Origin of the sequence: Atlantibacter sp. RC6, from assembly GCF_014193285.1 — a bacterium.
In the GTDB taxonomy this organism is placed as follows: domain Bacteria; phylum Pseudomonadota; class Gammaproteobacteria; order Enterobacterales; family Enterobacteriaceae; genus Atlantibacter.
On the sequence record NZ_JACHZE010000001.1, the window covers coordinates 254,649 to 273,551 of the forward strand.

The window sequence follows — 18,903 nt, forward strand, 5'->3', positions numbered from 1 at the left end:
ATATGATGTGTTTGCACCCTGAATGTAGATTGCAGACTTCGTGCCAGCCAGCGGTAAAAATGCATAACGGAGGATTAAGGAAGGAATATCAATAACTTAAAAACCAGCATTATTCACTTAAACTGCATAAATAGTGAATAACCATCTGATAAAGCGGCCTGCGCATCACGATTTGTCGAGATATTATTCATTGATAAAATATAATTCTGGATTTGTGATCGCAGAGGGGATTTGCTCAGGCTGTGAGCGCTTTTTTAGGGCAATGTGCGCCATTTTGGTGCTTTCCGCGCCCGAAAAAGGGGGTTGCACAACAGCGGGCATGCGGCCTCGATTTCTGCTACCATCCAGCCACTTATTGCTCTTGTAACGGCAGCGACTATGAAATTCGTCTCTTTTAATATCAACGGCCTGCGCGCCCGCCCTCATCAACTTGAAGCGATTGTTGAAAAACACCAGCCCGATGTGATCGGTTTGCAGGAAACCAAAGTCCACGACGATATGTTCCCTCTCGAAGAGGTGGCGAAGCTGGGCTACAACGTGTTTTACCACGGCCAGAAAGGCCATTACGGCGTGGCGCTGCTCACCAAAGAGACCCCGGTTGCGGTGCGTCGCGGCTTCCCGGATGACGACGAAGAAGCCCAGCGCCGCATTATCATTGCCGAAGTGCCGTCGCCGCTCGGCAATCTGACAGTGATTAACGGCTATTTCCCGCAGGGTGAAAGCCGCGACCATCCCACCAAGTTCCCGGCCAAAGAGAAGTTTTACCACAACCTGCAACAGGTGCTGGAAACCGAGCTGAGCAAAGAGAATCCGGTGCTGATTATGGGCGATATGAATATCAGCCCCACGGACCTGGATATCGGCATCGGCGAAGAGAGCCGCAAACGCTGGTTGCGCGCCGGCAAGTGCTCTTTCCTGCCGGAAGAGCGCGAATGGCTGGGCCGCCTGCTGAACTGGGGGCTGGTGGATACCTTCCGTCACGCTAACCCAGAGACCCAGGATCGTTTCTCGTGGTTCGATTACCGCTCACGGGGTTTTGATGACAACCGCGGCCTGCGTATCGACCTGCTGCTGGCAAGCCATCCGCTGGCCGAGCGCTGCGTGGAAACCGGCATCGACTACGATATCCGCAGCATGGAAAAACCCTCCGATCACGCGCCGGTGTGGGCGACCTTCAAGTTTTAACAGCGCGGTATGGCGGAGTCAGCAATGAAAGAAATTGATGTGGTGGCCGCCATTCTGGAGCGCGACGGGGAAATTCTGCTGGCCCAGCGCCCGCCAGAAGGCGACCAGCCAGGCCTGTGGGAATTTCCCGGCGGTAAAGTGGAAGCGGGCGAAAGCCAGCGTGAGGCATTAATTCGCGAACTACGTGAAGAACTGGCGATTGTCGCCGCGCCCGCGCGCTATGTGGCAAGCTACAGTTGGCCGGTCAGCGGGCGAATGATCCATCTTCACGCCTGGCATGTGCCTGTGTGGGAGGGGGAATTGCAGCAGTTGAGCCACAGCGCTCTGGTGTGGTGCCTGCCCGCTGACGCCAGCCGTTACGCGCTGGCCCCGGCGGATATCCCGCTGTTAAACGCCTTTATGGCTTTACGCGCCGCCACACCAGCGGATGGGTGCTGATGGTTGACTCATCCCGCTGGCACTGCAACAGCACGCCTTCCGCTTTGATTACCGCCCCTTCGGAATAGTTTTGGTCCTGATAAACGCAGCACTGATTGCAGGGCTGCGCCCGTTGCCCGCCGGAACTGAACACCTCGGCGGGCACGTTGACATCCACATCCGGGCGATAGCGATCTGCCGCCGCAGGCAGTGCCACGCTCAGCGCTAAGGCCGTCGCTAATACCATCTTCATTTTCTGTTCCTTTTATGCAGCCGGTTAACCCCGCGTTATTGCTAATAATATAGCCGCCGCGCTCCCGCCTCGTAGGTCGAAAAGCCCTGTTTTTTGCCATCATTTTTTCTAATGGCTGGCTGAAAAAAATCCCGTGACAGGGTCAATTTTTGCTTGATTTAAAGCCTGACGTCGATGGTATAGTCTTTTGTGTTGCATTTTTATGCAGGAATATTACAAATAAAATCAATTCATTCATAGCAGGAGCTTATGGTTTATGGGACAGACTTTATCACTGACGCAGTTTCTCAATACCGTTGCCGCGCGCGATCCGCACCAGGTTGAATTTTCACAGGCCGTACGTGAAGTGATGACCACCCTGTGGCCGTTTATTGAACAGAATCCGCGTTACCGCAACAACGCCCTGCTGGAGCGGCTGGTGGAGCCGGAGCGCGTGATCCAGTTCCGGGTGGTATGGGTGGACGATCGCAACCAGGTGCAGGTTAATCGCGCGTGGCGCGTGCAGTTCAACTCTGCCATCGGCCCGTTTAAAGGCGGGATGCGTTTTCACCCGACGGTAAACCTGTCGATCCTTAAGTTCCTCGGCTTCGAGCAAACCTTTAAAAACGCCCTCACCACCCTGCCTATGGGCGGCGGTAAGGGCGGCAGCGATTTCGATCCGAAAGGCAAAAGCGACGGTGAAATTATGCGCTTCTGCCAGGCGCTGATGACCGAACTGTACCGGCATCTGGGGGCGGATACCGATGTGCCTGCGGGCGATATCGGCGTGGGCGGTCGTGAAGTGGGCTACATGGCCGGGATGATGAAAAAGCTCTCTAATAACACCGCCTGCGTGTTTACCGGCAAAGGCCTGTCGTTCGGCGGTAGCCTGATTCGACCAGAAGCCACCGGCTATGGATTAATCTATTTTGTCGATGCGATGCTGAAACAGCACGGTCTGGGGATGGAAGGGATGCGCGTGGCGGTCTCCGGCTCCGGCAACGTCGCGCAGTATGCCATTGAGAAAGCGATGGCGTTTGGCGCGCGCGTGGTCACAGCGTCAGACTCCAACGGCACCGTGGTGGACGAAGCCGGTTTCACCCAGGAAAAACTTGACCGCCTGTGTGAAATCAAAGCCAGCCGCGATGGCCGCGTCGCTGATTACGCCCGCGAGTTTGGTCTGACTTATCTGGAAGGCAAACAGCCTTGGGGTGTGCCGGTGGATATCGCTCTGCCGTGCGCGACCCAGAACGAGCTGGATACCGACGCTGCGCGCACCCTGATTGCCAACGGCGTGAAAGTGGTGGCTGAAGGCGCCAACATGCCGACCACCATCGAAGCCACCGATCTGTTCCTCGAAGCGGGCGTGCTGTTTGCCCCGGGCAAAGCCGCCAACGCGGGCGGTGTGGCGACTTCTGGCCTGGAAATGGCGCAAAACGCCGCGCGCATGGGCTGGAAAGCCGAGAAAGTTGATGCCCGTCTGCACCACATCATGCTGGATATTCACCAGGCTTGCGTGGCGTGGGGTGAGCAGGATAAGCAGGTTAACTACGTACGCGGCGCGAATATCGCCGGGTTTGTAAAAGTGGCCGACGCGATGTTTGCGCAAGGCGTCATTTAATGAACAATGCCGCCTGCGCAACGGCAGGCGGCATGGGTTAATCAGGCCGGTGACGGGGGCGTGTCCGGTTTCTTTTTCCGTTTGGTAAAACGCCCTTTCCCTTCCCCTTTTGCCTCCGGCGCGATCAATCCACGAAACTGACGAACCGGCGTGACGCGCGCCTGGTCGATCAGCGAGTAGAGGGTCTGCACCAGCGGCTCCATAAAGTCCTGGTAACGGCGCTGCTTTTCGCTGATCTGGGTCAGCACCGATTCCCAGTGCGCAGTCATATCCGGTCTGGCGGCCTGTTCGGGCAGCGAGTGGATTAACGCGCGTCCCGCCTCGGTGGAGTGGATATAGCGGCCCTTTTTCACCAGGAAGCTGCGTTTAAACAGCAATTCGATGATCCCGGCGCGCGTCGCTTCGGTGCCTAATCCATCGGTGGCGCGCAGGATCTTCTTGAGGTCTTTATCCTGCACAAAACGTGCGATACCGGTCATGGCCGACAGCAGCGTGGCGTCGGTGAAATGGCGCGGCGGCTGGGTTTGCCGCTCCACCACTTCGCCGTGCTCGCACAGCAACTGGTCGCCTTTCGCCACGACCGGCAACGGCGTGCCGTCGTTATCCTCATCGCGCTCTTTGGCCCCCAGCAGTGCGCGCCAGCCCGCTTCCGCCAGGAATCGCGCTTTGGCGATAAACTTGCCGCCGGCAATATCCAGTTCGATGGTGCATTTACGAAACACCGCATCGGCGCAAAACTGCATCAGATACTGACGGGCGATCAGGTTGTAGACTTTCGCCTCATCCTGAGACAGCGACACGGTAGAGCTGCGCGCGGTGGGGATAATGGCGTGGTGGGCGTCGACCTTTTTATCGTCCCAGCAGCGGTTACGCAGATCGGCATCCACCGCAGGCTGCGGCAGCAAATCTTTGGCATGGACGCTGATGGCGTTGATAACCGCGTGGCGTCCGGCGTAATGCTCTTCAGGCAGATAGCGGCTATCCGAGCGCGGATACGTGATCAGCTTATGGGTTTCATACAGCTTCTGGCAGATATCCAGCACGTTCTGGGCGCTCAGGCCAAAGCGTTTGGCGGCCTCGATTTGCAGCGCCGACAAGGAGAACGGCAGCGGCGCGGGTTCGTTTTCTCGCTTGTCGGCCCAGGACGTGACGTCCGCCGGCTGGCCGGCGATACGCTTCACCACGTGTTCGGCCAGCGCCCGGTTGAGCAAACGTCCCTCTTCGTCCTGGTGCGGCTCGCAGGCTTCGCTGGGCTGCCACACCGCCACAAAACGTTCCTCTTTCGGCGTGACGATATGCGCTTTCACTTCGAAATAGTCTTTGGCGACGAAATTTTCGATCTCTTCATCGCGCCGTACCACCAGCCCTAACACCGGGGTTTGTACCCGGCCCACCGACAGTACGCCCTGATAGCCCGCGTTGCGGCCCAACAGCGTCCAGGCGCGGGTCATATTGATGCCGTACAGCCAGTCGGCGCGGGCGCGGGCCAGCGCCGAAACGCACAGCGGGACAAACTCGCTGTTGGAACGCAAACGGGAGATCGCTCGCTCTACCGCCTGGGGGTTGAGATCGTTAATCAGGCAGCGCTGCACCTGTTTACGTTTCTCCGGAGAGAGCGCCAGATAATCCAGCACTTCATCCACCAGCAGTTGCCCTTCGCGATCCGGGTCACCGGCGTGAACCACTTCGCTGGCGTCGGCGAGCAGTTTCTTGATCACATTAAGCTGCTTCGCCACTGACGGACGCGGCTGTAGCTGCCATTTTTGCGGGACGATAGGCAAGTCGGCCAGGTTCCAGCGGGCGTAGCGGCTGTCATACACGTCCGGCTGCGCCTGCTCCAGCAGGTGGCCCACGCACCAGGTTACCACCTGATCGTTACCGCAGGCGATAAAGCCCTCGCCGCGCCGGTGGGGCTTGGGCAGCACATCGGCAATCGCGCGGGCGAGGCTGGGTTTTTCGGCAATAAATAACCGCATTGTGTTAGCGGATCTCGATCATCGGGCGGCCACCGCGGGCGGTTTTCAGTTCGCCGATGGCGGTCAGGGTGATGCCGTGACGGGCAGCGACCTCGGCCACATCCCGTTCAGAACCCGGCTCAACCGCCAGCAACAGGCCGCCGGAAGTTTGCGGATCGCACAGCAGATCGCGCCAGTGCGGCGGCATGTCGCCCATCAAATGGCCATAGCTGGCGAAGTTGCGGCTGCAACCGCCCGGCGCGCAGCCTTTGGCGATGTACTCTTCCACACCCGGCAGCTTCGGCACATCCTGATACCAGATTTCCGCCTGCAAGCCCGCGCCCTGACACACTTCGCTCAGGTGGCCCAGCAGGCCGAAGCCGGTAACGTCGGTCATGGCTTTAACGCCGTCAATTTCCGCGAAATCCGCGCCTGCTTTGTTCATCTGGCACATCACTTCCGTCGCCAGCCCGGCGTGCTCGTCGCGCAGCAGGTTCTTTTTACCGGCGGTGGTTAGCACACCAATGCCCAGCGGCTTGGTGAGATACAGTTTGCAGCCCGCGGTGGCGGTGCTGTTGCGCTTAACGCGTTCGGTAGGCACCACGCCGGTGACTGCCAGCCCGAAGATCGGTTCCGGCGCGTCGATAGAGTGACCGCCCGCCAGCGCAATTCCCGCCTGCTGGCAGGCGTGGCGGCCGCCTTCAATCACCTGGGCGGCGATTTCCGGGGCCAGTTTATCTACCGGCCAGCCCAGAATGGCAATCGCCATAATCGGCTTACCGCCCATGGCGAAGATGTCGCTGATGGCGTTGGTCGCGGCGATGCGGCCAAAATCGAACGGGTCGTCAACGATCGGCATAAAGAAGTCGGTGGTGCTGATCACGCAGGTGCCATTCCCCAGATCGTACACCGCCGCGTCGTCGCGGGTTTCGTTGCCCACTAACAGTTGCGGGTCAATAAATTTGGCCTGGTTGCTATGCAGAATGGTTTCCAGCACTTTTGGGGAAATTTTGCAGCCGCACCCGGCACCGTGGCTGTACTGGGTTAAGCGAATGGCTTGGTTCATGGACATCTCCTGTCGATAGTTGACGCTTCATGTCATACAGGCTGTCTATACCCTAAATAATTCATGCTACAGGACAAAGCCCGGAGGGCATTGAACAGCGCTTGCGCTGGCCCCGAAGGGGCGAAGCCGAAGGCTGAGTCACGCGGCGACGCAGCGAGACTCAGGAGCTTACATAAGTAAGTGACTGAGGCGAGTAAGGAAGCCAACGCGTCTGTAGCATGAAGTATGACGGGTATATGGTAGCGCCAGAAGTATCTGGAGGTAAGTAGGACCGTCTGAATTGCGAGGCTTTCGCTCACAATCCAGACAGAATGGTCAAAACTGGCGGACGAACGGCGAGGTATCGGGGATGCTGGTGGTGGTGGAGGCTTTTAACTGCGGGGTGCCGAGATACAGGAAACCGACGATTTTATCCTGCTCGCGGCATTCAAAGGCTTCGCGCACCTGCGGATTGTCGGTCATCGGGCCGCTGCGCCAGATACCGTTAAAGCCCTGCGCCAGCGCCGCCATTTGCATCGCCATGACCGCGCAGCCGGCAGAGAGCAGTTGCTCCCACTGCGGCACTTTCGGGTGTTCTTCGCATTTTGCCACCACCGTGACAATCAGCGGTGCGCGGAACGGCCCGCTGCGCGCTTTTTCGATCGCTTTGTCGTCCAGCCCGCTGTCGCGCGCCGCCTTTTCCAGTAACTGGCTGAAGCGCTCGCGGCCTTCGCCTTCGATCATAAAGAAGCGCCACGGCTGTAGCGTGCCATGATCCGGCGCGCGCATCGCGGCGCGGATGATATTTTCGCGCTGCTCGCCCTGCGGGGCGGGCTCCACCAGGCGGGAAGCGCTGCGGCGGTTAACTAACAGGTCTAATGCGTCCATTTTCCGGCTCCATCACTTTTGTTTATACACAAAATTAACACACGCCCTCAGTTTGTTACAGCTTAGCGGCGGAATGCTGCTGACAAGCGCGATCGCAAAATTTAGGATACCCTTCTTGCTAAACGTTCCGCATAGTGCGAACCGAGATCTTGTTAATCACCTTCAGGGAGAATACATGCGCACCCTTTGGCGTATTTTTGCCGGTTTTTTCAAGTGGACCTGGCGTCTGCTTAATTTCATCAGGGATCTGGTGCTCAATCTGTTTTTCATTTTGCTGGTGCTGGTGGGCGTCGGGATTTGGCTGCAAATGAAAGACACGCCTGCCGAGCCGTCGCGCGGCGCGCTATTAATGGATATCAGCGGCGTGGTGGTGGATAAACCGTCGGTGAGTAACAAACTCGGCGTGATTGGCCGCCAGCTGTTTGGCGCCTCCTCCGATCGGCTCCAGGAAAACTCGCTGTTCGATATCGTCGACGCCATTCGTCAGGCCAAAGACGACCGCAACATTACTGGCATTGTGCTCGATTTACGTGATTTCGCCGGAGCCGATCAGCCGTCGATGCAGTATATCGGCAAAGCGCTGCGCGAGTTTCGCGACAGCGGCAAGCCGGTGATCGCCACCGGCGACAGCTATAGCCAGGGGCAATATTACCTGGCGAGTTTCGCCAACAAAATCTGGCTCTCCCCGCAGGGCACGGTTGATTTGCACGGGTTTGCCACTAACGGCCTGTATTACAAATCGCTGCTGGACAAGCTGAAGGTCACCACCCATGTGTTCCGCGTCGGCACCTATAAATCGGCGGTGGAGCCGTTTATCCGTGACGATATGTCGCCGGAAGCCCGCGACGCCGACAGCCGCTGGATTGGCGAGCTGTGGCAGAACTATCTGGCGACCATCGCGGCAAACCGCCAGATCCAGCCGAATCAGGTATTCCCCGGCGCGGCGGCGTTGCTGGCGGGCTTGCAGCAGAACGGCGGCGATACGGCTAAATACGCCCTCGACAATAAACTGGTGGATGCCCTGGGTTCGAGCGCCGAGGTGGAAAAATCCCTCACCAAACAGTTCGGCTGGAGCAAAAAGGACAAAAACTACAGCGCGATTAGTTTCTACGATTATCAGTTGAATAAACGTTCCGAACAGGGCGATGCGATTGCTGTGGTGTTCGCTAACGGCGCAATCATGGACGGTGAAGAAACCCCGGGCAATGTGGGCGGCGATACTACCGCATCGCAGATCCGCGAGGCGCGTCTCGATCCGAAAGTAAAAGCGATTGTGCTGCGGGTTAACAGCCCTGGCGGCAGCGTCTCGGCATCGGAAGTGATTCGTGAAGAGCTGGCGGCGGCGAAAGCGGCGGGCAAACCGGTGGTGGTTTCCATGGGCGGAATGGCGGCCTCCGGCGGTTACTGGATCTCCACCCCGGCCAACTACATTATGGCCAACCCCAGCACGCTCACGGGCTCCATCGGGATCTTCGGCGTTATCAACACCGTGGAAGAGAGCTTAAGTTCCATCGGCGTGCATACCGACGGCGTGGCAACGTCCGCGTTGGCTGATGTGTCGGTGACTAAAGCGCTGCCGCAGGAAGTGCAGCAGTTGATGCAGTTGACCATCGAAAACGGCTATCAGCGCTTTATCAACCTGGTGGCCCAGTCGCGAAACAAAACGCCTGAGCAGATCAACAGCATCGCCCAGGGCCATGTGTGGACCGGCCAGGACGCGAAAGCCAACGGTCTGGTCGACAGCCTGGGAGATTTCGACGATGCGCTGCACAAAGCGGCAGAGCTGGCGAAACTCAAGCAGTGGCACGCGGATTTCTATCAGGACGAGCCGACCTTTATGGACACCGTGTTCGCCAGCATGACCGGTTCGGTGCGCGCCATGCTGCCTGAAGCGATCCAGGCGTATATCCCTGCGCCAGTGGTGCAGGCGGCCAGCGCGGTGAAAACCGAAACCGATAAACTGGCGGCGTTCAATGACCCGCGCCACCGTTACGCGTTCTGTTTAACCTGCGGCGACGTCCGCTAACCTTATCCAGCCCGGCGATGCCGGGCTTTTTTTCGCGCCCAATCCAGGGCGCGCATCGTATATACTTCGCGTGTTTATCCTTAACGAACTCAATACCATGTCCAAGAAATCGATTTACGTTGCCTATACCGGCGGCACCATCGGTATGCAGCGTTCCGAACAGGGCTATATTCCTGTCTCCGGCCATTTGCAGCGCCAGCTGGCGCTGATGCCGGAGTTCCATCGCCCGGAAATGCCCGACTTCACTATCCATGAATACCAGCCGCTGATGGATTCGTCGGATATGACGCCGGAAGACTGGCAGCACATCGCCGACGATATCAAAGATCATTACGACCAGTACGACGGCTTTGTGATCCTGCACGGCACCGACACCATGGCGTTCACCGCCTCGGCGCTGTCGTTTATGCTGGAAAATCTCAGCAAGCCGGTGATTGTCACCGGATCGCAAATCCCGCTGGCGGAGCTGCGCTCTGACGGGCAGATCAACTTACTCAATGCGCTGTACGTGGCGGCGAACTATCCAATCAGCGAAGTGACGCTGTTCTTCAATAACTGCCTGTACCGCGGCAACCGCACCACCAAAGCCCACGCCGATGGGTTTAACGCGTTTGCCTCCCCTAACCTGTCGCCGCTGCTGGAGGCGGGCATTCATATTCGCAAGCTGAACACGCCTGCCGCGCCGCACGGCGACGGGCCGCTGATTGTTCATCCCATCACCCCGCAGCCGATTGGCGTGGTGACCATCTATCCGGGGATCTCTGCTGATGTGGTGCGTAACTTCCTGCGCCAGCCGGTAAAAGCGCTGATTTTGCGCTCCTATGGCGTCGGCAACGCGCCGCAGAATCAGGAGTTTTTAACAGAGCTGCATGAAGCCAGCGAACGCGGGATCGTGGTGGTGAATCTTACCCAGTGCATGTCCGGTAAAGTGAATATGGGCGGCTACGCCACCGGTAATGCCCTGGCCCAGGCGGGCGTGATCGGCGGTTATGATATGACCGTGGAAGCGACGTTGACCAAGTTACATTTTTTATTAAGCCAGGGATTAAGCGCATCGGCCATTCGGCAAGCGATGATGCAAAACCTGAGAGGAGAACTCACGCCTGATGAATAACGTCACCATCATGACCCAGCGCGCGCTGCTGCTGGTAGATTTACAGAACGATTTTTGCGCAGGCGGCGCGCTGGCGGTCGCAGAAGGCGACAGCACGGTGGATATCGCCAATCGCCTGATCGACTGGAGCCGCACGCGCGGCGACGCGATTGTCGCCAGCCAGGACTGGCATCCGGCGGATCATGGCAGTTTCGCCAGCCAGCATAATGCCGAGCCGTTTACCCAGGGCGAGCTGGACGGTTACCCGCAAACCTGGTGGCCGGATCACTGCGTCCAGTTCACCGAGGGTGCCGAGCTGCATCCGCTGCTCAACCAGAAGGCCATCGACGCGGTGTTCCACAAAGGCGAAAACCCGTTAATTGACAGTTACAGCGCGTTTTTTGATAACGAGCATCGTCAGAAAACCGCCCTGGACGAGTGGCTGCGCCATCACGGCATCAAAGAGCTGGTGATAATGGGGCTGGCGACGGACTACTGCGTGAAGTTTACGGTGCTGGACGCCTTAAAGCTCGGCTACACGGTCAACGTGATCACCGACGGCTGCCGGGGGGTAAATCTGGCTGCGCAGGACAGCGCCCATGCATTTATGGAAATGGCGGCGCAAGGCGCGACGCTGTATACCCTGGATGACTGGCTGGAAACGCAGGTGTGACAGGGGGCCCGGCGATCGTCCGGGCCTGTTTAAATTAATCTGAGTCACTACCGCCGCTGTCCGTGTCAATAGTGGCGTTATCGGATTCTGATGATAATGCTTTATCGAAAATCTGCTTATAACGTTCAACTTTTGCGTATTGATATTGCCCGACCCAGTAAGGTTTATCGCTTTTATTGCGCATCAGTTTTCCAACCGTCTTGCTCCATGTGCTCAAATAGTTATGACTGATCGCATAAGGGAGTAAGGTTTCTATATCCGGAAACTGCTGTTTCGGCGAGCTGGGCTTATAGCAATGCAGGTTATAAAATTGACTGGCGAAGTAATTCTGAATATCTGGTAAAATTCTTTTCCCTTCATCGGTATGATTGACTTGATAAGTCTGAAAATAACAACCCATCAACGAACAGACAAATGAGATGTAGATGCTGCCTGATGGCAGAATAAAATCATCATTATTAATAGAATACAGGGCAAAGGCAGTGAATGGCCCTGATATCAGCAGCGGAATGATAACCATATTAAGCGTGAATGCTTCATGACGAGGATTACTATTGTTAATCGCAGAAATAAAGATAAGAATTAACGGGATAACCATGATATAAAGTAAAAAAATCGCATAGCCTAACCCTTGTGATACACCTATTCCCATCCAACATGCCATCACCATGGTACACAGGTAGCCCAATACAAGGGAGACGGAGCCAGGAATGAAAAATCTGGACGCTGCATTTCGATACGTTGTTAAGACTTCCTGGTGCAGATCCCTCAGTGGCTGAAATTCATTACCGTTGATTTCAATTGTCCGCCGTTGAGGAAAAAGGTGATTTTGCATTGCCAGAAAAAAATTATGCTTCATAGCAGATAACGATTCCGGCGTTCCCCCCCACTCGATATACAGCGCAGAGTTCTTTTCTTCAAGAACCGATTTATTAGTTATGAATAAAGCAACGCAGTCGGCAAAAAAATGTGCTTTAGAATAACCCCCGTTTAAAATGTACGCCAGAAATCCCTCTGGATAGTGTTCAGGAATAAATTCATTATTCGTCGCCCGGCCATTTTTGTTGTCACGTCGGCAACGGCAGGGAAACCATACGAAACAATACAGCAACATTCCCAACCACAAAAAATTAATCCATGTTACAGATAATTCAGGTATTAACAGGTACTTCCATGTATCAGACATAAACGCTCCTCCTGCGGGTAGAATATCTACCCGTAAAGGAAAAGCGATTACGAAAGAAAAAAATAGGAATCAACTAACGCTAACAGGGCAAGCGATCCAATAAAGCTTTAGATGACGGGACGCAAACGCGTTACCTTGCTATCTACATCGATTAATAGCAAGGCGCCGATCACTGAGGCTTAATCTTCGCAATCGTCGGCGGAACAATCCCGAATTCTTCTTTAAACTGCTGCTTACTCTTCATCACAATCTGGCCGTCGGTGCCAATCGACATATGGTCCGGGTTGTGGTTGTGGCGCGTCTGCCACAGCATCACCAGTTGCATACTGTTAGCTTTTTGCTCGTCGGTTAACGCCACGCCGTCGGGCCATTTTCCCAGCTCCACGGCGGTGACCAGCCGCTGATATACTTCCGGCGTCATGCTGTTAATCAGGTCATCAATGTTCATTTTCGCACTGCTCCACTGGAATAGTTTGCTGAATCGATTTTTCAGCCCTTTGTTTGCGCGCCGTTCTCATCATCGGTAAAGCTTAGCGAGGCGGAATTTACGCAATAACGCTCGCCGGTCGGCTGCGGGCCGTCCGGGAAAACGTGGCCTAAATGCGCATCGCAGTTGCCGCAGCGGATTTCAGTGCGCTGCATCCCGTGTGAGTAATCATTCAGATAGCGGATCGCGTTTTCGCTCACCGGCTCGAAAAAGCTCGGCCAGCCGCAGCCCGAATCATACTTGGTTTGCGAGTGAAACAGCGCCGCATCGCACACCAGACAATGGTAAACGCCTTCGCGCTTATTATGCAGCAAACGCCCGGTAAATGGCGCTTCGGTGCCATGTTGCTGAGTAACATAGAACTGCACATCGGTCAGCGTTTTCTTCAGATCTTCCGGGGAGATGTTGTTAGCCATAAGTTCACTTCTCGACAGGGTTAAACAGATCACATTATCTGCCAGATTCTAACAAAACATTAACAGTACGGTGCGAACTTTTGATCTAAACTTAGTGCCAGGTAAACGGCAGCGGGTTGTTTGTGATTTGCATCACAAATTTGATCTCGTTGTTCTTTAAAATGTCCCGCGGCGTCCCCATGTGGGATGGCAGCACAAAAGGAAATGTTTGACGTGTTATTCGCGCAAAGGTTGTTCAGCAGATTGATTTGTCGCAATGATTGACACGATTCCGCTTGACGCTGCGTAAGGTTTTTGTAATTTTACAACCAACCTTTTATTCACTAACAAATAGCTGGTGGAATATATGACTATCAAAGTAGGTATCAACGGTTTTGGCCGTATCGGTCGCATTGTTTTCCGTGCTGCTCAAACTCGTTCTGACATCGAAATCGTTGCAATCAACGATCTGTTAGACGCTGAGTACATGGCTTACATGCTGAAATATGACTCCACTCACGGTCGTTTCGACGGCACCGTAGAAGTGAAAGACGGTCACTTGGTCGTTAACGGCAAGAAAATCCGTGTTACCGCTGAAAAAGATCCGGCTAACCTGAAATGGAACGAAGTCGGTGTTGACGTTGTTGCTGAAGCAACCGGTATCTTCCTGACCGACGAAACCGCGCGTAAACACATCACCGCTGGCGCCAAAAAAGTGGTTCTGACTGGCCCGTCCAAAGATGACACCCCGATGTTTGTTAAAGGCGCTAACTTTGACAAATACAACGGCCAGGACATCGTTTCCAACGCTTCCTGCACCACCAACTGCCTGGCTCCGCTGGCTAAAGTTATCAACGACAACTTCGGCATCATCGAAGGTCTGATGACTACCGTTCACGCGACCACCGCTACCCAGAAAACCGTTGACGGCCCGTCTCACAAAGACTGGCGCGGCGGCCGTGGCGCTGCTCAGAACATCATCCCGTCCTCTACCGGCGCTGCTAAAGCTGTAGGTAAAGTCCTGCCGGAACTGAACGGCAAACTGACTGGTATGGCGTTCCGCGTTCCGACTCCGAACGTATCCGTTGTTGACCTGACCGTTCGTCTGGAAAAAGCCGCTTCTTACGAAGACATCAAGAAAGCTATCAAAGCCGCTTCTGAAGGCGAGATGAAAGGCGTTCTGGGCTACACCGAAGACGACGTTGTATCTACCGATTTCAACGGCGAAGTTTGCACTTCCGTGTTCGATGCTAAAGCAGGTATCGCACTGAACGACAACTTCGTGAAACTGGTTTCCTGGTACGACAACGAAACTGGCTACTCCAACAAAGTACTGGACCTGATCGCTCACATCTCCAAATAAGTTGAGATGAACGATTGATCCTGAGAGGGCGACGATGGTCGCCCTTTTTTTTGGTCTGAACAGAGGATGATGGACATGATAAATCGTATTTTCGCACTGCCGGTTGTAGAGCAAATCACGCCAGCGATTTCGCTGCGCAAGATGGACGAGCTGGATGTTGTGGTGATCGACCATCCGAAGGCCCGCGCATCGCTGACCCTACAGGGCGCGCATCTGCTCTCCTGGAAACCGGCTGGCGAAGACGAAGTGCTGTGGTTAAGCGACAACACGCCGTTCAGCAAAGGCGTGGCAATCCGCGGCGGCGTGCCGATTTGCTGGCCGTGGTTCGGCCCGGCGGCGCAAAAAGATCTGCCTTCCCACGGCTTCGCCCGTAACCTGCCCTGGACGCTGCAAGCCCATAACGAAGATGAAAACGGCGTGGTGGTCACCTTTGAATTGCAGAGTAGCGAGGTTTCAAAGCAGTACTGGCCACATGATTTCACCCTGTACGCGCGCTTTAAGCTGGGCGCCACCTGCGAAATGGAGCTGGAAGCGCACGGCGAGTTTGAAACCTACTCCGCGCTGCACACCTACTTCAACGTTGGCGATATCAGCGCAGTGAAGGTGAGCGGCCTCGGCGATCGCTACATTGATAAAGTGAACGACGCCAAAGAAGGCGTACTGGCTGACGGCGTGCAAACCTTCCCGGACCGCACCGACCGCGTGTACCTGAACCCGGAAGCGTGCAGCGTGATCCACGACGGCGCGCTGAAACGCAGCATCGACGTAATTCATCATCACCACTGTAACGTGGTGGGCTGGAACCCAGGCCCGGCGCTGTCTAAAGCCATGGCGGATATGCCGGATGACGGCTACAAGACCTTTGTGTGCGTCGAAACCGCCTGCGCGACCCTGGCGCAGAAAGCCAGCGCAGAGAAACCGTCTCGCCTGGCGCAATCCCTGCGCGTCAGCAAAAAAGCGTAAGCTCAACGCCCTCCCCTTACCCGGCCGTCCTTACCCGACAGTAAGGGGAGCGGTGTTACACCACATCCAGCGGCATTTTTCTGTCTGGCGGCGCAAATGCGGCGTCCAGTTGTTCGATATCCTGCGCGGTTAATTTCACATCCAGCGCGGCGACGTTCTCTTCGACATGCTTCATGTCCGAGGCCTTCGGAATGGCGAGTACGCCAGGATGGCGGATTACCCACGCCAGCAGCAGTTGCGCGGCGGTAATGTTTTTCTCCCGGGCAATAGCGTTCACCACCGCATTACGCATCAGGTCGTCACGCAGCCGCCCGGCCTGGGCCAGCGGACAGTAGGCCATCACCGGCAGATGGCGTTCAGCGCACCAGGGTAACAAATCGTATTCGATCCCCCTGGAGCCGAGATGGTACAGCACCTGATTGGTTGCGCATTGCTGGCCGCCTTGCAGCTTCCACAGCGTTTGCATATCGTCGATGTCCAGATTCGACACGCCCCAGCGGCCAATTTTGCCCTGCGCCATCAATGACTCCATGGCGGCAATGGTCTCTTCAAAGGGGATATTACCGCGCCAGTGCAGTAGATAGAGATCGAGATAATCGGTGCCGAGCCGTTTCAGGCTGGCCTCGCAGGCTGCCAGGGCTTTCTGGCCGCCGGCATTCCACGGGTAGACTTTTGATACCAGATACACTTCATCGCGCCGGCCGCGAATCGCCTCGCCGACCACCTTTTCAGCGCCGCCTTCGGCGTACATTTCTGCGGTGTCGATCAGCGTCAGCCCCAGATCGATGCCTCGTTGCAGCGCGGCGACTTCCTGGCGGCGCTGCGCGGCGTTTTCGCCCATATACCAGGTGCCCTGCCCGATGGCCGGGATGGGCGTCGAGTGTGAAAAGAAGTAGCGCAATTGATGGCTGTTCATAGACGTCCTTATTTAGCGTTGGTCATCCTCCAAGCCTAACTCACCCACGCCATTGTCGCCGCCGATTTCTGCCCGTGCGGCATGTCGCGTGGCCTGCGCCACCGTTCCGTAATCCTGCATTCTGCCCTGCAATAGCAAGTTATAAACCGGCGCGCCAGGGCGGTTAAGGCGGTTTTGTAGAATGTGGACCGCTTCGACGCCCAGTTCCCGGCAAGGGACCGCGATGCCATTGACGCGGGTATCCAGCAGGTTTTCCAGGTTCCAGGCAAAATCAGTGGTCATCAATGATATCTGATGCGGGATTTGCAAATTACGTTGCGCCAGAACCCGCATTACGCCAGCGGTCATCCCCACGCTACCGGGGAAAATCGCTTCCGGCCACGCGCCGGGTGGGCACGCGTCCAACCACGCGCGCAACGCCTGTTCGGTTTCGTCGGTGGTAAAACCTTCGGTAACGATCAACGCGTTTTGCGGATTGAATGGCACATGATGAAAACGATACGCTTCTTTCACCCCGTCCAGCCGATCATACAGTGTCTCGCGGCGCAGGCAGGTAATGGTGATTATCCGCCGGTGACCACGCTCAAATAAATAATTCAGCGCATTAAAACCGATAGCGCGATGATCGGGCGATACCGCGTCTAATTCCATCTCGCGATCGTGGGTGTTAATCAATACGCAAGGCTTATTTAGCGTGACCGCCAATTTGCGTATTGTCGGGTCGTCATTACCGATAATAATAATGGCGTTAATATCGTTGTGCCGGACTTTATCGAGAAAAAAACCGATGTCGGCATGTTGCTCTTCGAGCCCGCAAAACGATAGATAAACATTCCAGGGCGCCACGGCGTCGGCAATGCCTTTGGTCACTTCGCGATAAAAAATATCGCCCCGGCCATTAAAGGTCCGGGCGGGGGCAAATACCGCAATCCCCTTGATCAGCAAGCGGCCAAAAGTCAGTTCATCCAGCACGCCCAGCTCCCGGGCGCACTGGATAATCGCTTCCCGCGCCCGATCGCTGGTATAGGCTTTGCCACTTAATACGCGCGAAACCGTACTGACGGAATAGCCCGTTAGCCCGGCGATTTTATCCATTTTCAGCTTGCCAGACATAATGTGATCTCCCTCTCAATCACTTTCTGCAAATTTTTGCCGTTCCAGTTTGCTGATTTTAAAAAACTTTATTTGCGGCTTAATGCTTTTCTTATTTGCCTTGCGAGATTTATCAGAGATTCGCTTTGTCGCCATCGCCGCCATTTTTTATTTTCTGGCTGACCGCAGCTGAAAATAATAAAGGTGAAAAATGGATAAAGTACGCTTTGGCATTATTGGCATCGGTAATATCGGCACCGTGCATACGCGTTATTTACTGGCCGGAGAAATAAAACAGGCCCGCCTTACCGCCGTCTGCGATAACAATCCAGAAAAACATCCGGCGATTAAACAAATGGTGGGCGACGCCATCCCCCTGTTCAGCGATGCGCAGGAGATGCTGGATAGCGGGCTTATCGACGCCGTCATTGTCGCCACGCCCCACTACGCCCACCCCACTCTGTCGATGATGGCGATGCGTCGCGGCATCCATACGCTATGCGAAAAACCGGCGGGGGTGTACACCGCGCAAGTGGAAGAGATGAACGCCTGCGCCCGAGAGTGCGATGTGGTGTTTGGCATCATGTATAACCAGCGGCCCAACCCGCTGTACCAGAAAGTGAAGGATCTTATCGACAGCGGCGAACTGGGCGAAATTCGCCGTTCGAACTGGATTATCACTAACTGGTATCGCTCGCAAAGCTATTACAACTCCGGCGGCTGGCGCGCCACCTGGAAAGGCGAAGGCGGCGGCGTTCTGCTTAACCAGGACCCGCACCAGCTCGATCTCTGGCAGTGGCTGGTCGGCATGCCGGTACGGTTGCGCGCTTTCTGCCAGTTCGGCAAACACCGGCAGATTGAGGTGGAAGATGAGGTCACCGCCTATGCCGAATACGCCAACGGCGCGACCGGCGTGTTTATCACCACCGTGGCAGAAACCCCCGGGACTAACCGGCTGGAAATTGTCGGCGATCGCGGCAAGGTGGTGGTGGAAAACGGTCAGTTGCAGTTCTGGCGGCTACGCGAGTCGGAAACGGCGTTTAACGCCCGCTGGGACAAGGGTTTCGGCGAGCCGGAATGCTGGCAGGTGCAGGTCCCTGTCGGGCCGGAATGCAGCGATCACCAGGTGATTACGGCGAATTTCACCGACGCCATTTTGCACCACACCCCGCTCATCGCCCCAGGGCTTGAGGGAATACGCGGGTTAACCCTCTCCAATGCCATGCACCTTTCAACCTGGACTGACGACTGGGTCACGCTGCCTCTGGACTCGCAACGCTACCTGGCGCTGCTGCAACAGCGTATCGCCCATTCGCAGGAGAAACAGGTGGTAAGCCGCACGCTGGACGCTTCCGGCAGTTGGTAA

18 protein-coding genes are annotated in these 18,903 nt (G+C 55.9%); 9 read left to right on the top strand and 9 right to left on the bottom strand.

The features are described from left to right. The first annotated feature begins 378 nt into the window (after positions 1–378). Positions 379–1,185, top strand: a complete 807-nt coding sequence (gene xthA / locus FHW74_RS01205; protein WP_183168766.1) for an exodeoxyribonuclease III — start codon at positions 379–381, stop codon at positions 1,183–1,185. A 24-nt stretch (positions 1,186–1,209) separates the two neighbouring features. Continuing rightward, positions 1,210–1,623: a pyrimidine (deoxy)nucleoside triphosphate diphosphatase gene (locus tag FHW74_RS01210; protein ID WP_183168767.1), complete on the top strand. Its 414-nt coding sequence runs from the start codon at positions 1,210–1,212 to the stop codon at positions 1,621–1,623. Here FHW74_RS01210 and FHW74_RS01215 read toward each other — a convergent pair. Beyond that, positions 1,583–1,855 carry a YnjH family protein gene (locus tag FHW74_RS01215; RefSeq protein ID WP_183168768.1) on the bottom strand — a complete coding sequence of 91 codons (273 nt, stop codon included), beginning with the start codon at positions 1,853–1,855 and terminating at the stop codon, positions 1,583–1,585. The two genes, FHW74_RS01210 and FHW74_RS01215, sit on opposite strands and share 41 nt — an antisense overlap. Before the next feature lie 256 nt (positions 1,856–2,111). Here FHW74_RS01215 and gdhA point away from each other — a divergent pair, with 256 nt between their 5' ends. Beyond that, positions 2,112–3,455 (top strand): NADP-specific glutamate dehydrogenase, encoded by a 1,344-nt coding sequence (gene gdhA / locus FHW74_RS01220; protein WP_183168769.1) that lies wholly within the window; start codon positions 2,112–2,114, stop codon positions 3,453–3,455. A 41-nt stretch (positions 3,456–3,496) separates the two neighbouring features. Here the strand turns inward: gdhA and FHW74_RS01225 are convergent, their stop codons facing one another. The 3 genes from FHW74_RS01225 to FHW74_RS01235 all read right to left on the bottom strand — a co-directional run bounded on the left by FHW74_RS01225 (position 3,497) and on the right by FHW74_RS01235 (position 7,343). Continuing rightward, on the bottom strand, positions 3,497–5,431 hold the full coding sequence (locus FHW74_RS01225; RefSeq protein WP_183168770.1) for a DNA topoisomerase III: 1,935 nt from the start codon (positions 5,429–5,431) through the stop codon (positions 3,497–3,499). Between the two features lie 4 nt (positions 5,432–5,435). Further along, on the bottom strand, positions 5,436–6,476 hold the full coding sequence (gene selD / locus FHW74_RS01230) for a selenide, water dikinase SelD (RefSeq protein WP_183168771.1): 1,041 nt from the start codon (positions 6,474–6,476) through the stop codon (positions 5,436–5,438). Between the two features lie 315 nt (positions 6,477–6,791). After that, complete coding sequence (locus FHW74_RS01235; protein WP_183168772.1) at positions 6,792–7,343, bottom strand: NAD(P)H nitroreductase; 552 nt, start codon at positions 7,341–7,343, stop codon at positions 6,792–6,794. Between the two features lie 175 nt (positions 7,344–7,518). On the opposite strand from FHW74_RS01235, the gene sppA reads away from it, so the two are divergent. The 3 genes from sppA (at position 7,519) to pncA (ending at position 11,135) form a co-directional block, all read left to right on the top strand. Beyond that, positions 7,519–9,369 carry a signal peptide peptidase SppA gene (gene sppA / locus FHW74_RS01240; RefSeq protein WP_183168773.1) on the top strand — a complete coding sequence of 617 codons (1,851 nt, stop codon included), beginning with the start codon at positions 7,519–7,521 and terminating at the stop codon, positions 9,367–9,369. Positions 9,370–9,466: 97 nt separating this feature from the next. Next, a complete protein-coding gene (gene ansA / locus FHW74_RS01245; protein ID WP_183168774.1) occupies positions 9,467–10,483 on the top strand; it encodes an asparaginase in 1,017 nt (338 codons plus the stop codon). A gap of 10 nt (positions 10,484–10,493) precedes the next feature. After that, complete coding sequence (pncA, locus tag FHW74_RS01250; protein WP_183169422.1) at positions 10,494–11,135, top strand: bifunctional nicotinamidase/pyrazinamidase; 642 nt, start codon at positions 10,494–10,496, stop codon at positions 11,133–11,135. Between the two features lie 34 nt (positions 11,136–11,169). On the opposite strand, the gene FHW74_RS01255 is transcribed toward pncA, so the two are convergent. From FHW74_RS01255 to msrB, 3 genes are all read right to left on the bottom strand, one after another. Further along, entirely contained in the window at positions 11,170–12,321 is a 1,152-nt protein-coding gene (locus FHW74_RS01255; RefSeq protein WP_183168775.1) for a hypothetical protein, read from the bottom strand. Positions 12,322–12,490: 169 nt separating this feature from the next. Next, positions 12,491–12,769, bottom strand: coding sequence for a YeaC family protein (locus FHW74_RS01260; protein ID WP_183168776.1), 279 nt, complete (start codon positions 12,767–12,769; stop codon positions 12,491–12,493). Between the two features lie 41 nt (positions 12,770–12,810). Then, positions 12,811–13,224 carry a peptide-methionine (R)-S-oxide reductase MsrB gene (gene msrB / locus FHW74_RS01265; protein ID WP_183168777.1) on the bottom strand — a complete coding sequence of 138 codons (414 nt, stop codon included), beginning with the start codon at positions 13,222–13,224 and terminating at the stop codon, positions 12,811–12,813. Between the two features lie 346 nt (positions 13,225–13,570). Here msrB and gapA point away from each other — a divergent pair, with 346 nt between their 5' ends. Continuing rightward, on the top strand, positions 13,571–14,566 hold the full coding sequence (gene gapA / locus FHW74_RS01270; protein WP_183168778.1) for a glyceraldehyde-3-phosphate dehydrogenase: 996 nt from the start codon (positions 13,571–13,573) through the stop codon (positions 14,564–14,566). 75 nt (positions 14,567–14,641) lie between these two features. Beyond that, positions 14,642–15,529 carry a D-hexose-6-phosphate mutarotase gene (locus FHW74_RS01275; RefSeq protein WP_183168779.1) on the top strand — a complete coding sequence of 296 codons (888 nt, stop codon included), beginning with the start codon at positions 14,642–14,644 and terminating at the stop codon, positions 15,527–15,529. A gap of 55 nt (positions 15,530–15,584) precedes the next feature. Here FHW74_RS01275 and FHW74_RS01280 read toward each other — a convergent pair whose 3' ends face one another. Both FHW74_RS01280 and FHW74_RS01285 read right to left on the bottom strand, forming a co-directional pair. Beyond that, positions 15,585–16,445 carry an aldo/keto reductase gene (locus tag FHW74_RS01280; RefSeq protein WP_183168780.1) on the bottom strand — a complete coding sequence of 287 codons (861 nt, stop codon included), beginning with the start codon at positions 16,443–16,445 and terminating at the stop codon, positions 15,585–15,587. Between the two features lie 12 nt (positions 16,446–16,457). Next, a complete protein-coding gene (locus FHW74_RS01285; RefSeq protein ID WP_183168781.1) occupies positions 16,458–17,558 on the bottom strand; it encodes a LacI family DNA-binding transcriptional regulator in 1,101 nt (366 codons plus the stop codon). Between the two features lie 190 nt (positions 17,559–17,748). Between FHW74_RS01285 and FHW74_RS01290 the strand changes: the two genes are divergently transcribed. Continuing rightward, a complete protein-coding gene (locus FHW74_RS01290) occupies positions 17,749–18,903 on the top strand; it encodes a Gfo/Idh/MocA family protein (RefSeq protein ID WP_183168782.1) in 1,155 nt (384 codons plus the stop codon).

Coding starts and splice junctions, on each gene's coding strand:
- pncA (WP_183169422.1), top strand. CDS start 10,494: ATGACCCAGCGCGCGCTGCTGCTGGTAGATTTACAGAACGATTTTTGC.
- msrB (WP_183168777.1), bottom strand. CDS start 13,224: ATGGCTAACAACATCTCCCCGGAAGATCTGAAGAAAACGCTGACCGAT.
- FHW74_RS01255 (WP_183168775.1), bottom strand. CDS start 12,321: ATGTCTGATACATGGAAGTACCTGTTAATACCTGAATTATCTGTAACA.
- selD (WP_183168771.1), bottom strand. CDS start 6,476: ATGAACCAAGCCATTCGCTTAACCCAGTACAGCCACGGTGCCGGGTGC.
- FHW74_RS01285 (WP_183168781.1), bottom strand. CDS start 17,558: ATGTCTGGCAAGCTGAAAATGGATAAAATCGCCGGGCTAACGGGCTAT.
- xthA (WP_183168766.1), top strand. CDS start 379: ATGAAATTCGTCTCTTTTAATATCAACGGCCTGCGCGCCCGCCCTCAT.
- sppA (WP_183168773.1), top strand. CDS start 7,519: ATGCGCACCCTTTGGCGTATTTTTGCCGGTTTTTTCAAGTGGACCTGG.
- FHW74_RS01280 (WP_183168780.1), bottom strand. CDS start 16,445: ATGAACAGCCATCAATTGCGCTACTTCTTTTCACACTCGACGCCCATC.
- FHW74_RS01275 (WP_183168779.1), top strand. CDS start 14,642: ATGATAAATCGTATTTTCGCACTGCCGGTTGTAGAGCAAATCACGCCA.
- FHW74_RS01225 (WP_183168770.1), bottom strand. CDS start 5,431: ATGCGGTTATTTATTGCCGAAAAACCCAGCCTCGCCCGCGCGATTGCC.
- FHW74_RS01235 (WP_183168772.1), bottom strand. CDS start 7,343: ATGGACGCATTAGACCTGTTAGTTAACCGCCGCAGCGCTTCCCGCCTG.
- FHW74_RS01260 (WP_183168776.1), bottom strand. CDS start 12,769: ATGAACATTGATGACCTGATTAACAGCATGACGCCGGAAGTATATCAG.
- ansA (WP_183168774.1), top strand. CDS start 9,467: ATGTCCAAGAAATCGATTTACGTTGCCTATACCGGCGGCACCATCGGT.
- gapA (WP_183168778.1), top strand. CDS start 13,571: ATGACTATCAAAGTAGGTATCAACGGTTTTGGCCGTATCGGTCGCATT.
- FHW74_RS01290 (WP_183168782.1), top strand. CDS start 17,749: ATGGATAAAGTACGCTTTGGCATTATTGGCATCGGTAATATCGGCACC.
- FHW74_RS01210 (WP_183168767.1), top strand. CDS start 1,210: ATGAAAGAAATTGATGTGGTGGCCGCCATTCTGGAGCGCGACGGGGAA.
- gdhA (WP_183168769.1), top strand. CDS start 2,112: ATGGGACAGACTTTATCACTGACGCAGTTTCTCAATACCGTTGCCGCG.
- FHW74_RS01215 (WP_183168768.1), bottom strand. CDS start 1,855: ATGAAGATGGTATTAGCGACGGCCTTAGCGCTGAGCGTGGCACTGCCT.